Genomic DNA, 13,858 nt, shown 5'->3' on the forward strand with positions numbered 1-13,858 from the left:
AAGGACGGGTGCAACATGGGTGGTTTTCACCGGAATTTGCTAGAAATTTTGCATGATCGCTTACGCTTTACAGCGCAATTCCGGCTGTACGTGCAGATCTTGTGAAGCGGGCACTTCTCTCCACCCAGGAAACTGACGTCGGAATTGTATCCGATATCGACGAGGACGTCCATGCTTTGATCGACCGGCTTGCTACTGCCGACGAAAGAGCAGGTGGAATGTCGCAACCGTGGTGACTGCTGATTAACGTCGAACGTATGCTCGCAATTGAAGCGACTCTGGGAGTGACCCTCGAAGATCATAATCTACCAGGTAACGGACCACCAACCGAAACGGCGCATGAGAAGCGTGCTCAAGTTCCGGAAGACGAGAAATGGTCATAGGCCCCTCTCTCCTACCATACGCGACCTGCCGGTTTCGCTTGTGGCCGAAGGTGAGCATCTATAGTTGATAATGCTTCAGTCGTCGATAGACCGATGCCGACCACGACCGCTTGATACTAGGGCGATGGTACCGTCAAGCATCCTAATCGCATCAACCGCTTTGCTCTTAAACGAGACGCCGAAGCCGAATGGCACGACCTCCCGTTGTCAGAGACAACGGGCGCTTAATCCACGCAAGTCGCTCAGCCCGCCAACAGCCGCGGTATCGACTGATATCCGCGGCTATTCTTTGCTGAACGCTCCAGGCTGCGTCTCAGAATTCCTCCCACTCGTTGGCAGCTACAGCGGCATTGCCGGAGAAGGCCGTTGCCAGCTTACGGCTCAAGGCACGGGCCGGCGAAGCTCCGGATGTTTCGCGGCGTTCTGAAGGGCGAAGTGCCTGGGGCGGCGTATATCCACGTTGACCGCCTGCACCCGACAGCTTGAACTGCGACAGGAGCTCGTTCAGGGATGCTGCGTCGCGCGCCATTCCATGGCTTGCGGCAGTCTGCTCCTCGACCATTGCGGCGTTCTTCTGGGTGTCCTGGTCCATCGCGTTGACGGCGGTGTTTATTTGCTGAAGGCCGGACGATTGTTCCTGAGCGCTCTCGACGATTGCGCTCACATTGCGGTTGATTTCCTGGACTTCCGCAACGATCGTTTCCAGTGCGCGGCCGGTTTCGCCAACCAGAAGTACGCCGTTCTGGACCTGTTGGTTGGACGCATTGATCAATGTCTTGATCTCTTTCGCAGCATTGGCAGAACGCTGAGCAAGTTCACGCACTTCCTGTGCGACGACCGCAAAACCCTTGCCGGCCTCCCCTGCGCGGGCGGCTTCGACACCGGCGTTTAGAGCGAGAAGGTTGGTTTGGAAGGCAATCTCATCAATCACCCCGATGATGTTGCCGATTTCGCCCGAAGACTTCTCGATCTGCTGCATAGCCCTGACAGCGTTCTGGACGACTTCACCGGACTTCTCGGCGCCCTGGCGGGTGCGGGCAACGAGAGAGCCGGCTTCCTGAGCGCGCTTGGCGGCGTCCTTGACGGTGGTGGTGATTTCTTCGAGCGCTGCTGCGGTCTCTTCGACAGACGCGGCCTGCTGTTCGGTTCGCTTGGCAAGATCATCGGCGGACGACTTGATTTCAGCGGAACCAGCTTCGATACTGCGCGCATTCTCGGCAACATGTTCAAGTGCCGACTGCAGCTTTGACGCAGACGCGTTGAAGTCGTTACGGACGCCGTCGAGCGCTGGCGTAAACGGCGTATCAACGCGGTATGACACGTTGCCTTCGGAAAGCTGGCTGAGCGCTCTGGCAAGGTTCTCTACGGCGAACTTCACGTCGGCAGCTTCTTGGCTTCTCATTGCTTCGCGCTCGACGCGTTCACGTTCAGAAAGACTGAGATTGTCGATTGCCTCCTGCTCAAGGCGAAGACGCTCCAGAGCGTTGTCGCGGAAAATGGCGACAGCCTCGGCCATCATACCAACCTCGTCTTTGCGGCCCAGGCCATCGATCTCTGCGTCTGTGTTGCCGGCAGCAAGCGAAGACATGCGTTCACGAAGGCGCGCCATCGGAGCGGTGACGCCTGTGTGGGCGATCGCCATGGCAATCGCAACAGCAACCGCGATACCAATAAGCATTCCGATGAGAGCTAGCTGGATAGTGGAGGAAACTTCCGCCGAGAGCTGGTCACCGCCGTTCTTGATCATATCCGTCATTGCTCCGTTGTTTGCACCAAACTTGGGAGACAATTCGATGACGATTTTGTCGAGATCGCCTGACAATGCAGTAACCTTAGCAGTGTCGCCGGCGGCATGAGCCTTCAACAGAAGGTCGCCGATGGCTGCCAGCTTGTCGATATCGAGGAGAAGCTCTTGCACCGCAGCTTGACGGCTAGGAACGAGCCCTGGGACCTGCTCCAGACGACTGCGAGCTCCTGCAAGCTCCTTGCCAAAACGTTCAGAAAGATCTGCAAAAGCCGCCGACTGCGGGGCCTGAGCCAGCGCGCGACTGAGCCAGGTTGTGGCTGTCCAAGTGGCTGCTGCGCCGCGAGGGACAAACGCCGCAGCGGTGCTCTCTTTATGAAGGAAACTGGAATAGGACTGGTTGGCCGCGCTGAAGCGCTGTGTGACAAACAACAGGCCAGCGAGGGAAATGACTCCGAGGATGGCAATTGCCATCAGGAACTTGGTCTTGATCTTCAGATTTTTAAGCATGGAGGACCTTCGCAGGGAAAGGAATGAGCGCAGCGGGGAGAAAGGAGACAGGAGCCGTCGCAGACGGCGCGCATCATGCGCGTAAAAGGATCTGATCGATCTCGGTGTCCTGGCGGGAAGGTAAGAGAGTTCTCATAAGAAAAGATTACTCAGGTTTCCCTTGAGTTCTGGTTTCCTTGTGAATAAGCGATAGCCTGGTTGAAATATGCGCATGGGACAGCGCATGATTGCTACCGTCAGAAATTGTTGACCCGCTAAAGCTGCGGAATGCAATAATCGCAATCAGCGCGACGCACTAACTCAGACGTTCCCGATCGTCGATTGTGTCGCATTCATATATGGCAGCCGTGAAACCCAGTAACTCGGCTGAGATAGGGAAACAATGTATGCCAACAGGAACGGTTAAGTGGTTCAGCGTAGCCAAGGGGTTCGGATTCATCACACCTGACGATGGCACTGCGGACGTATTCTTGCATATCTCAAAGGTTGAGGAAGCCAATCTTCCGACCTTGGAGAACGGCATTACTCTTCGGTATTCCATTGGCTCGCGGAACGGGAAAGTCTTTGCAGAAGGCCTCTCGGTCATTTCCAAGCCAAAGGCACCTCAACGCGAGCCTGAACCGGATAATGCAACTTCGACTTTCGAGAAAGAATTCGAGAAGGAGTGGGGTCTTCGACGGCGATAGCTGTCGTGCATCGCTAATGTAACAGGCAGGCCCGAATTGCCTGTGCAAAGATCGTCAATTGCAGGATCGTCTCGCCTCGCACGGAACTTTCCTCGACAAGTTCAAGCCGCTCGAGGCGGTCAACAGTTTTCTCCGATAAGCGCCGCCGTTACGAAGCTCCGAACGAGGTGTCAGTAGACGGTCTGGTATAGCAGATAGACAAATACCTCGGGAAACTGTCGGCTCATACCGGGTGAAGCCAGCTCCCTAATGGTGACCGCCATGTTCTGGATCTCCCAAGCTTCTTCTCGCGCATCTCAACCTCCGTCGAACGCCTTCCAACATGGCACGTCGAGGTGAGCGTTATGTGACGCACATAAAGCAGAACGGCCGCCGTTGATGGCGACCGTTCCCCGAGATTGATCGATCCGTCCGATCGGAATAAGTCGAGATCATACTGAGGCTCAACGGTGCTGAAAGATGGGCTCCAAATCATCGGCGAGCCTTATCCGAAGTTAGACGGGTTAAATACGACCTGGCCGCATAGGCTGGTCATCAAACTCCTCGTCGTCCGTCGGGACCCGACCATCAGGTGTCAGGTCGTCTACCGCGGTTGGGAGGGAACGGCTGAGGCGACTGAGGATTTCCTCGGTCGACAACCCGGTACGTGACGATAGGTCATCGATCGTGTCGGTTCCAAGCGCCTCCGACAGCTGACCGTTAGTGACTGGTCTGTTCTCGCCGGGCTGCACCCACGAGTTGGCGGTCTCGCCATGTCCCTTGGCTTCGAACTGGCGTAGAAGATCACCGAGGCCTCCCGCAAGACCGCCCTTTAGCAAGTCTCCGAGGCCGCCGAGACCTCCTCGACCACCACCGCCCGCGCCGCCTGTCAGACTGCCGAGGAGATCATCAAGTCCGCCACCGGAAGACTGCGGTTGACCATCCAGACCCGGCTGTGAGGGACTACGAATTCCCTTCAGCAGCTCGCCGATCTTGTCCCGGTTCTGGTAACCCGCTACGGCGAGTACGCCTAAGAGAGCTTTCAAAGCATTGCTAGCCATTCTATCCTCCATCAATGACGAAACGCCGGAGACGCCAAGGCCTCCAGCGTCGGTGCGTTCACATGCGTTAGACGCGGCGCGTCACTGTCTCCGAGACGATCACGTTACGCTTGGTTCCGTATGAGCCGCCGAACCAGCCAGCGAGCGCACCGAGAGCAAGAGCGATGAAGCCGAGGATAGCGCCGGCAGAAACGACCGCGGTCGCGGTCTGTGCAGCTTCGAGCGCCTGCTGCTTAGCCGCTTCGATGTTCTCGCGATACGACTGTTCGTACTGCTCGACCTGGGTGCGAGCCTGATCGACCGGTATGCCTTGAGCCTTGGCGACGGCGTCGGCTGCGCGGGTGCGTGCTTCTTCGGCCTTGGCCTGGTCGCCAGTAACCAGTGCCTGCACCGAAGATACGGCGGCGGTCTGGAGAGCCTGCGGGTCGTTCCCCGTCGTGGACCTGATCTGCTGCTCGATACCCGCCATAGGGTTGGTCGAGTTTGCGAGCGCAGGAGCTGCAGTCGCGGCAGCGGTGGCTGCTGTCTGACCGACGCCGCCGACAATGGTGGTCAGTCCGCTAAACGCGCCGCCGATGAGTGCGCCGACCGAGGTGGTCAGAAGGTAAAGCACGACGAGAGTGGTGACGGCCCAAGTCGTCAGGCCTTGATACCCGCCCGTCGAGTTGCTCGGACGGCCGGAGAGACGGCTGGAAACATATCCGCCGAGGAACGCTGCGATAATACCCGCGACTACGAACCAGATACCGCCGCCAATCGAAAACGAGCTCGCGGCGGGATTGTCTGATGTCGTGGGGTCGAGAACTGCTGCTCCGATACCAACGCCCAGAAGATTCAGGAGAAATTGGGCAGCGAGCGCAATGGCAACGCCTGCGAAGACCGCGCCCCAGCTTACTTTGTTGTAGGCTGCAGTGGTCGACGTGCTGTCATGCAGGGCATCGTGTGGAAGATGCGTTGATACGGGTACGGACATTATTACCTCCAGTCGCTAATCACGGGTTCGTGAGTGCTCGCTCAACGCCGGAGCCGACTACAAGTTCCGGTATAGCCACACCTCCACCTCGATCGTCGCAGGTCGATGCGGTGAGTAGAACGCACGGCGGCGGTGTGCGGTGGCTAAGAGGGAATCTCGGCGACGAACGACGACGACGCGTGGCCGGTTAAATAGCTTTGTTCTCAAGGGAAAGGCTCGCTGTCACGACACCTAGTGCTTTCCATCGCACGTCCGCCAGAATTCGCGCACTGCTGACGATGGGGGAACTCCAGTCAGACGGTGACGGCAAGGCCGCGAAGGTTACGCGGGGTCGCAAGCGTGTGGCCTTCAAGGACGAAGTAGGGCAGCGAAATGCTACCCTACTTCGTCTGCGAGCCGATATCAGCCTTCGGCGTTCTGATTTACGACAGATGTCGCAATAGAAGTCAGAACAAGATCGGTCGCTTGTTCTTCGTCCAGCGTTGCCTGAAGAAGGCTTGCTGCGTCATTTAGACCAAGTTCTAGAGCCCACGTGCGAAGAGTGCCGTAGCGCGACATCTCGTAATGCTCGACAGCCTGTGCCGCAGCCAGGAGCCCCGCGTCCAACGCCGGGGAACCTGCATATTCCTTCATGATCTCGTCACCTTCGTCGGTAATACCGAGGATAGCGTCACAGGTCTTAGGCTCCGGATCCTCGCCGATGATTTTGAACACCTGCTCCAGCCGTTCTATGTGAACCTTCGTTTCGGCGAGGTGCTGCGTGAAAGCGTCCTTGAGGCTCCCGTTCTTCGCAGCTTCGTTCATCAACGGCAGGGTATCAACGATTTTCTTTTCAGCGAAGTAAACGTCTTTGAGCGTGTCGTGAAAAAGGTCTGCGAGGTTTTTCGTGTCGGCCATGGGTCTATTCCGTTCTCTGTTAGCGAAAAGAAAAGCCGCCGGGAAATTCCGGCGGCTTGTTTTAGTTGACACCTAGTCGCGGCGGATACTGCCCGAACCTACGTTGCTCACGCCGCCTGTCCGGTCGTCCTCGACCTCGACCTCGGTTTTACGCACGGAGTCAGATACTGTCTCCTGACGCTGTTGCGCCGTCTTCTTCAGCGAAATTTCTTCAACGACGCGCGCTTCCTTGGAAATGACGGCTTCCTCGCGGTGCTCCTCGGCTTCGATCGTACGGTCCACGAAAGCGTCTTCATTACCATTCAGCGGACGGTCCACCGTACGCCGGGTAATCTCGACGTTTTCATCGCGAAGCGAAACGCTCCCGCTGACCGGGGTCTCGGTAACGTAAGAGCGGACGCGTACGCGACCGTTGTTGACGTCGCGCTTGCCAACGCGCAGTTCTTCTTCGATGACGGGAATGACTTCCTCGTTGTCGGCGTCGATTGCTGTCGAGGTAGCAGTGCCGCTGGTGCGGTCGTAGGACGACGCCGCATACGCTTCAGTCGAACCCGTGCGTGACCAGCCTTCGAATTCCCACGCCTTGGAACGTTCGTCGATGTCGATGCTTCCTTCGTCATCAAGAATATCAAGGGCACGGTCGTGAAGGTCGAATGGATATCCGGATACGGTCACCAGAAAACCGCCGCGTCGAATGCCTTCGGCGTAGGTGTTGCGGTCATCGTCGGCGAGGAAAAACTCACCAAGCGCAGCCCAGAAGCCTTTGCTTTCATGCGTCGTCGTGGTTGTCTCACCGCCGTCGGCGATCATCTTGATTGCGGATCGCGGAATGCCCGCTTCGCTTAGTCTCTCGATCGCACGGTCTGCTTCAGAACGGTCGTCGAAGAAGGCGGTGATCGTATTGGAATGGGATGGCACGGTGTTTTGGTCAGTGTAGGCCATGGTGTTTCCTCCTGTGCTATTCGTCGATACGCTCGACGGTGGCGGTCTGCTTGCGAACGGTTACCGGGACGGAGACGTCTTCCGAAGTCAAGATTTGGCGGATGCGGATTTCTTCTACGAGGATAAGACGCTTCTCTATAACGACGATCTCCTCGACGACGGGAATGATCGTGGTGTCGCCTTCCACCCTAGTTTCGGGGATCGCATCGATCTCACGATCCATGCGCTCCCGCGTGACCTCGACGCGCGTGCCAGATAAAGTGGCCTGCGCTAGCTCTTCTACTTCCGAGCTGGAAGTGGAGACACGGACACGTCCCGTCGCGACGCGTTCCTTGTCGACGCTGACACTCTCTTCGACGATCTGGATTGTGGTTTCGTCGTGGTCTGTCATGGTCACGCCTCGTGGTCGGGAAGCAAACCCGGCGGATTGCGATATGTTCCGTGTCGGCAATTTTTGGTCGCAACACGCGGCAAACGGCGATCCAGTTGAAAGTCCATTTTATGTTTCGGTACGACTTCGCCCGTGGCGGCCGGGCGGCCCTTATGAATCTCTGTTAAATTGAGTAATGTCTGCGGCGAACCAGCAGAGAAGTCAGATTCGACGCTTGCAACATTCTCATCGTCATGGCTCATGCGCATACGACTACCGCTTCGAGAATTGTGTGAGAAAAGATGCATAGAAAAAGCGCTGCTTTAAACAAGCTAGGCGGTCTTGGGCTGGAAAAGTCTCTGGCGTTTGGTCTGTTAGCTGCTGTGGTGTTTTTCGTCATCAGTGCAGCCGTTGCAGTTTACACAACGCAAACGTTGAGGGCGAGCAACGAAAGCGTAGTCAAAACCCATCAGGTCATTGTCTCGATCGACCTTCTTCTGTCTGATGTCCAGGACGCCGAGACAGGGCAGCGTGGTTATCTGCTGACGGGCAATGAGCCGTATCTGCAGCCGTATCAGCGTGCCGTTGCGCAGATACAGGCACGGCTTGCGCGGGTCGAGAGCTTGATCACAAGGGACACCGCGCAAAGCTATCGGTTAGAAGATCTCCGTAACTCCGTTTCCTCAAAATTAAGCGAGCTCGAAGAAACTATTCGCACCTACCGAACCTCCGGGCCTGCCGCTGCCCTCAGGCTCGTCAATACCGATCGCGGTAAGTTCGACATGGATACGATCCGCACACTGGTATCACAAATGCGCAACGCAGAAACCGACGTGCGTACGCAGCGTGTCGCGGAGATGAACAGGGCCTATGTCGTTGCATTCGTCACGAGCTTATTGTCGGGACTTCTTGGCATCGTTCTGACGCTGGTCATCGGTGGCCTGATGCGCCGTACAACCTTGGCACGGAAGAACGAGCAGTGGCAGCAGGAAGCGCAGGTCGGTCTTGGGTCCGTCGTCATCGGGGAACAGTCGACGCAGGAGCTTGGACAGAACATCTTGCGCTTTCTCACCAGCTACCTGGGTGCCGTTGCAGGCTCTCTCTATGTGAGAGACGGAGCGCGATACGCTCTGCAAGCCGTTCACGGTGTCCCTTCAGGCACAGCCATTCCAGAGCGTTTCGAAGAAGGCGATAGCCTGTTCGGTCATGTTCTCCGAGATCATCGTCCTGTCACGGTAGGGGAGCTTCCTGACGGCTATATCAGCTTCGGCTCCAGCCTCGGGCAGCAGAAGCCCCGCTTCCTGACACTGGCACCGGCGATGGTGGACGGCGAGGTCAAGGCGGTATTCGAACTGGGCTTTCTACACCCGGTTGGCGATCACGTTCTCGCCCTCCTGGAACGGTCGTCCAACACGATCGCGGCAGCTATCCGCTCAGCCGAATTCCGCACACAGCTACGAACACTGCTCCACGAGACGCAGCGGCAGACGGAAGAGCTTCAGGTCCAGGGCGAAGAACTGCGAGTATCCAACGAGGAACTGGAAGAGCAGAGCAGGGCGTTAAAGGAATCCCAAGCCCGTTTGGAACAGCAGCAAGTGGAATTGGAGCAGACCAACTCTCAGCTTGAGGAGCAGGCGCAGGAGCTTGAGCGGCAGAAGGACGACCTCGAAAAGGCAAACGACGCCGTCAGATTGCAGGCGCAAGAAGTGGAGCGTGCCAGCCGCTACAAATCCGATTTTCTGGCCAACATGTCACACGAACTGCGTACCCCGCTGAACTCGTCGCTGATCCTTGCCAAGCTCTTGGCGGACAACGCCGACGAGAATTTGACAGCGGAGCAGGTCAAGTTCGCACAGACGATACAGTCTTCGGGGAACGACCTGCTGAACCTCATCAACGATATCCTTGATCTTTCAAAGATCGAGGCCGGCCATGTGGAGGTCAATCCGGAGCCAGTTGCCATCAAGCGGACTGTCGATGGGCTTCGGCAGTTGTTCGATCCGCTCGCTGCCCAAAAGGGACTGAACCTCTCGATCGAAGTCGCCCCGGACGTCCCGTCGGTGATCGAGACGGATCCGCAACGTCTTGAGCAGGTCCTGAAGAACCTTTTGGCAAATGCCGTCAAGTTCACCGCAGAGGGGCAGGTATCGCTCCTGGTCCGCCCTGCCGGTGATGCGCAGATTGCCATCTCTGTGGTCGATACCGGAATTGGCATTGCCGAGGACCAGCAGCGCAACATCTTCGAGGCGTTCCATCAGGCAGACAGCACGATCAGTCGCAAGTTCGGCGGAACCGGCCTCGGGCTTTCGATCTCGCGGGAACTGGTCCGTCTGCTTGGCGGCACGATGCATCTGCAAAGTCGTCCAGGTGCGGGAAGTACGTTCACCGTCATCATCCCGAGGATCTTTTCGGCCAGTGCCGTTCGCGCGCCCGAACCTGCTATCATTACGGGCCCCACAGCACCTGCTCTCGTCAGCGGTCCCATCGCAACAGAACGTTCGCCGCGTTCACCTGGCATCGTCGACGACGATCGTCATCTGAACGGTGGCCCTACCCGCAAACTTCTCGTGGTGGAGGACGACCAGTCCTTCGCGATGATTCTGCGTGATCTGGCGCGAGAGCTGAGCTTTCAGGTGCTGGTCGCTGGGACGGCACAGGAAGCACTTGAACTAGCCCGCCAGCACGCGCCAAGCGCGATCGTTCTGGACGTCGGTCTGCCGGACCAGTCCGGGCTCTCGGTCCTTGATCGCCTCAAGCGTGACGTTCGGACGCGCCATATCCCGATTCATATCATCTCTGCGGAAGATTATACCGAACGCGCGCTGTCGTTAGGCGCCATTGGCTATGCGATGAAGCCGGTCCAGCGCGATGAACTCGTAGATGTCTTGAAATCGCTGGAGGCGAAAATATCGCAGAACGTGCGCCGCGTTTTGATTGTCGAGGACAACCAGATCCAGCGCGAGGCAGTCTCCAAGTTGATCGGATCGCAAGATGTGGAGACCGTTGGTGCCGGCACTGCGGCGGAATGCCTGGCGCTCCTGAAGGAACAGACCTTCGATTGCATGGTGCTCGATCTGTCGCTGCCGGACGCTTCGGGATTTGCGCTTCTCGAAACGATCAGTCAGGACACTGCCCATTCTTTCCCGCCTGTGATCGTCTACACGGGACGGGTCCTTTCGGCAGAGGAAGAGCAGAGCCTACGACGCTTTTCCAAGTCGATCATTATCAAGGGAGCCAAGTCACCGGAGCGGCTTTTGGACGAGGTGACGCTTTTCCTCCACCAAGTCGTGTCCGAGCTTCCCGACGAACAGCAGAAAATGATCCGAAAGGCCAGGAATCGCGACGCCTTGCTTGAGGGACGCCGGATCCTGATCGTTGAGGACGACGTGCGCAATATCTATGCGCTGACGAACATTCTTGAGCCGCGTGGTGCCGTTATCGAAATCGCCCGTAACGGTGAGGAAGCGTTGCAGAAGCTCGACCGGTCGCTTTCCAGCACCGATGGCCGGATCGATCTGGTTTTGATGGATGTGATGATGCCGGTGATGGACGGACTGACCGCCACCCGCCACATCCGCAACAATCCGAACTGGAAGAAGCTTCCGGTGATCACGCTGACGGCGAAAGCTATGCCCGACGACCAGAAGCGGTGTATCGAGGCCGGCGCCAACGACTATATGGCCAAGCCGCTGGATGTCGAGAAACTCCTGTCACTCGTCCGTGTCTGGATGCCTCAATGACGGAGACTTACGAGAAGATAGAAGACATCGAGATCAGGCTTTTGCTGGAGGCGCTCTATCACCGCTACCACTATGATTTCCGCAACTACGCCATGTCATCGATCCGCCGAAGGCTGCGTCAGGCGCGCGAGCAACTGGGTTTTGCAACAATTTCCGCGATGCAGGAGCGCGTTCTGCACGATCCGGACATGTTGCCGCGAATGCTGCGCTACCTCACGGTCCAAGTCAGCGAGATGTTTCGGGATCCGAGCTACTTCCGGGCAATTCGCGAAAAGGTAGTACCGCATCTGCGCACCTATCCGTCTTTGAAGATCTGGATCGCCGGATGCAGCACCGGCGAGGAACTGTACTCTTTCGTTATCCTGTTCCGTGAAGAGGGGTTGGAGGAGCGAACCCTGTTTTACGCGACAGACATCAACCCGGAAGCCCTGGCGCAGGCGGAGGCCGGCGTTTATGAACTGGATCGGCTACGCCTGTTTACTGAGAACCATCAGCAGGCAGGAGGGAAGACATCCCTGTCGGACTACTATCAATCTGGTTACAATCGCTGTGTCTTTGACAAGAGCCTGAGACGCAATGTGGTTTTCTCTGACCATAGTCTCGTCACCGACCAGGTGTTCGGCGAGATGCAATATGTCTCCTGCCGCAATGTCATGATTTATTTCGATCGTGATCTCCAGGATCGCGCCGTTTCGCTGTTCAGGGACGCCCTCCCACGCAACGGTTTCCTCGGGCTGGGCTCCAAGGAAACCTTGCGGTTTTCTCGCCATGAGGACGCCTTCCAGGACTTCGTGCGCGAGGAGAAGATCTACAGGAGGAACGGCGCATGACCGACACATCTCAAGGCGCTGTGATTATCGGTGCCTCCGCTGGCGCGCTTGAAGCGCTGTCGGTGATCCTTCCCTCGCTTCCGGCCGGGTATCCATATCCGGTTTTCGTGGTCGTCCACGTGCCGCCTCACAAACGCAGCGTGCTTGCCGAAATCTTCAATGCGAAGTGCCGGTTGCGTGCGGTGGAGGTCGAGGACAAGGAACCGGTCGAACCGGGAGTTATCTACTTCGCCCCTCCGAATTACCACATGTTGATCGAAAACAGGGCGACCATCGCGTTGTCGTCTGACGAGGAAGTGATGTTTTCCCGTCCATCGATCGACGTAGCGTTCGAAAGCGCAGCCGACGCATGGGGGCGAGATCTACTCGCCATTGTTCTGACGGGTGCCAATAGCGATGGGGCAAAGGGCCTATCTGCAGTAGCCAAGGCTGGCGGTAGCCTCATTGTCCAGCAACCACAGGACGCCTACGCGAGCGCCATGCCGGAAGCTGCAATTTCGGCTTGCCCGCAGGCCCGTGTCCTCTCGCTTCAAAATATTTCGTCATATCTGCTGAGTATTGCCTGATGAACACGCCGGCCAAATTCCTGATCGTCGACGATCTTCCGGAAAACCTTCTGTCTCTTGAGGCGCTCCTCCGGCGTCCTGATCTCGAACTTGTTAAGGCGAGGTCGGGCGACGAGGCGCTTGAGCTCCTGCTGCACCATGATTTTGCACTGGCACTGATCGACGTTCAGATGCCGGGCCTGAATGGTTTCGAGCTTGCCGAACTGATGCGTGGCAATGAGCGGACCAAACGCATACCCATCATCTTCGTTACAGCTGGCGCGCACAGCTCTGAACGGCGCTTTCAAGGCTACGAGGTCGGCGCCGTCGACTTCATCCAGAAGCCGATCGAAGCCCATATCCTTCGCAGCAAGGCGGAAGTTTTTCTGGAAGTCTACCGTCAGCGCCAGACGCTCGCCGAGCAGCGGGATCTACTGCAATCCCAATCGGAGGCACTACAGCTTGCCGACAAGCGTAAGGACCAGTTCCTTGCAGTCCTCGTCCATGAACTACGCAACCCGCTGGCGGCCTTACAGGGCGGCCTCACGCTTCTAAAAAGAAGGAACACTGAAGAACAGGCTGCCAAGATAGAGATGCTGATGCAGGATCAGATGTCCCACCTCACTCACCTTGTAGACGATCTCCTAGACGTGTCGCGGATTACGCAAGGAAAGATCGTACTTCGGCAGAGCGTGTTTGACCTACGGGAGGCCGTTCGGTCCGCTGTGGATATGACGCGGCCGGCGATCGACGAGAAGGGCCACAATCTGGTCGTCGAAGTTCCTGGGGACCCGTGCAACATACTAGCGGACCCGGTCCGCGTCACGCAGTGCATTGCCAATCTACTGAACAATGCCGCTAAGTACACGCAGGACGGCGGAGAGATACAGGTCAAGGTCGAGAACGAAGCCGCGTCTTTCCGCGTGACGGTTCGTGACAATGGTCTCGGACTGACGCAGGAAGCTTCAAAGGCGATATTTGCCATGTTCGCTCAGGTCGATGGTCACCGAGAACATTCGCACGGCGGGCTCGGTATCGGCCTTGCGCTCGTAAAGCAGCTCGTAGAGCTGCACGGAGGCAAGGTGACAGTGCAAAGCGATGGCCCGGGCCACGGAAGTACGTTCGTTCTTGAACTACCTAAGACTTGCGACTGATGGCTGGCCAAGTTCGGTTTCAGCTGCAGTGTAACATGTCCTGT

12 protein-coding genes are annotated in these 13,858 nt (G+C 57.3%); 5 read left to right on the forward strand and 7 right to left on the reverse strand.

Features of this window, described 5'->3' with window-relative positions:
• Positions 1-696: 696 nt before the first annotated feature.
• Positions 697-2,637 carry a methyl-accepting chemotaxis protein gene (locus ACQY1L_RS24100; RefSeq protein ID WP_430246372.1) on the reverse strand — a complete coding sequence of 647 codons (1,941 nt, stop codon included), beginning with the start codon at positions 2,635-2,637 and terminating at the stop codon, positions 697-699.
• A gap of 386 nt (positions 2,638-3,023) precedes the next feature.
• Here ACQY1L_RS24100 and ACQY1L_RS24105 point away from each other — a divergent pair, with 386 nt between their 5' ends.
• Positions 3,024-3,323, forward strand: coding sequence for a cold-shock protein (locus ACQY1L_RS24105; RefSeq protein WP_430262140.1), 300 nt, complete (start codon positions 3,024-3,026; stop codon positions 3,321-3,323).
• Positions 3,324-3,826: 503 nt separating this feature from the next.
• On the opposite strand, the gene ACQY1L_RS24110 is transcribed toward ACQY1L_RS24105, so the two are convergent.
• The 6 genes from ACQY1L_RS24110 to ACQY1L_RS24135 form a co-directional block, all read right to left on the reverse strand.
• Positions 3,827-4,363 (reverse strand): YidB family protein, encoded by a 537-nt coding sequence (locus ACQY1L_RS24110; RefSeq protein ID WP_430246369.1) that lies wholly within the window; start codon positions 4,361-4,363, stop codon positions 3,827-3,829.
• Positions 4,364-4,430: 67 nt separating this feature from the next.
• A complete protein-coding gene (locus tag ACQY1L_RS24115) occupies positions 4,431-5,336 on the reverse strand; it encodes a PhnA-like protein (RefSeq protein WP_430246367.1) in 906 nt (301 codons plus the stop codon).
• 402 nt (positions 5,337-5,738) lie between these two features.
• Entirely contained in the window at positions 5,739-6,233 is a 495-nt protein-coding gene (locus ACQY1L_RS24120; RefSeq protein WP_430246365.1) for a ferritin-like domain-containing protein, read from the reverse strand.
• 72 nt (positions 6,234-6,305) lie between these two features.
• Positions 6,306-7,175: a YsnF/AvaK domain-containing protein gene (locus ACQY1L_RS24125; RefSeq protein ID WP_430246363.1), complete on the reverse strand. Its 870-nt coding sequence runs from the start codon at positions 7,173-7,175 to the stop codon at positions 6,306-6,308.
• 16 nt (positions 7,176-7,191) lie between these two features.
• Complete coding sequence (locus ACQY1L_RS24130) at positions 7,192-7,566, reverse strand: YsnF/AvaK domain-containing protein (protein ID WP_430246361.1); 375 nt, start codon at positions 7,564-7,566, stop codon at positions 7,192-7,194.
• Positions 7,567-7,568: 2 nt separating this feature from the next.
• Positions 7,569-7,814: a hypothetical protein gene (locus ACQY1L_RS24135; protein WP_430262142.1), complete on the reverse strand. Its 246-nt coding sequence runs from the start codon at positions 7,812-7,814 to the stop codon at positions 7,569-7,571.
• Between the two features lie 33 nt (positions 7,815-7,847).
• Here ACQY1L_RS24135 and ACQY1L_RS24140 point away from each other — a divergent pair, with 33 nt between their 5' ends.
• Genes ACQY1L_RS24140 through ACQY1L_RS24155 form a run of 4 tightly spaced genes read left to right on the forward strand, consistent with a single transcriptional unit; the run spans position 7,848 to position 13,814 of the window.
• Positions 7,848-11,285 carry a response regulator gene (locus ACQY1L_RS24140; protein ID WP_430246357.1) on the forward strand — a complete coding sequence of 1,146 codons (3,438 nt, stop codon included), beginning with the start codon at positions 7,848-7,850 and terminating at the stop codon, positions 11,283-11,285.
• Entirely contained in the window at positions 11,282-12,115 is an 834-nt protein-coding gene (locus ACQY1L_RS24145; RefSeq protein ID WP_430246355.1) for a CheR family methyltransferase, read from the forward strand. The genes ACQY1L_RS24140 and ACQY1L_RS24145 overlap by 4 nt, the downstream gene beginning before the upstream one ends.
• Positions 12,112-12,681, forward strand: a complete 570-nt coding sequence (locus ACQY1L_RS24150; protein ID WP_430246353.1) for a chemotaxis protein CheB — start codon at positions 12,112-12,114, stop codon at positions 12,679-12,681. The genes ACQY1L_RS24145 and ACQY1L_RS24150 overlap by 4 nt, the downstream gene beginning before the upstream one ends.
• The gene (locus ACQY1L_RS24155) at positions 12,681-13,814 is read left to right on the forward strand and encodes a hybrid sensor histidine kinase/response regulator (protein ID WP_430246351.1); all 1,134 of its coding nucleotides are present in this window, start codon (positions 12,681-12,683) and stop codon (positions 13,812-13,814) included. The genes ACQY1L_RS24150 and ACQY1L_RS24155 overlap by 1 nt, the downstream gene beginning before the upstream one ends.
• The last annotated feature ends 44 nt before the right edge of the window (positions 13,815-13,858 follow it).

This window comes from Neorhizobium sp. DAR64862/K0K3, from assembly GCF_050500185.1.
In the GTDB taxonomy this organism is placed as follows: domain Bacteria; phylum Pseudomonadota; class Alphaproteobacteria; order Rhizobiales; family Rhizobiaceae; genus Neorhizobium; species Neorhizobium soli.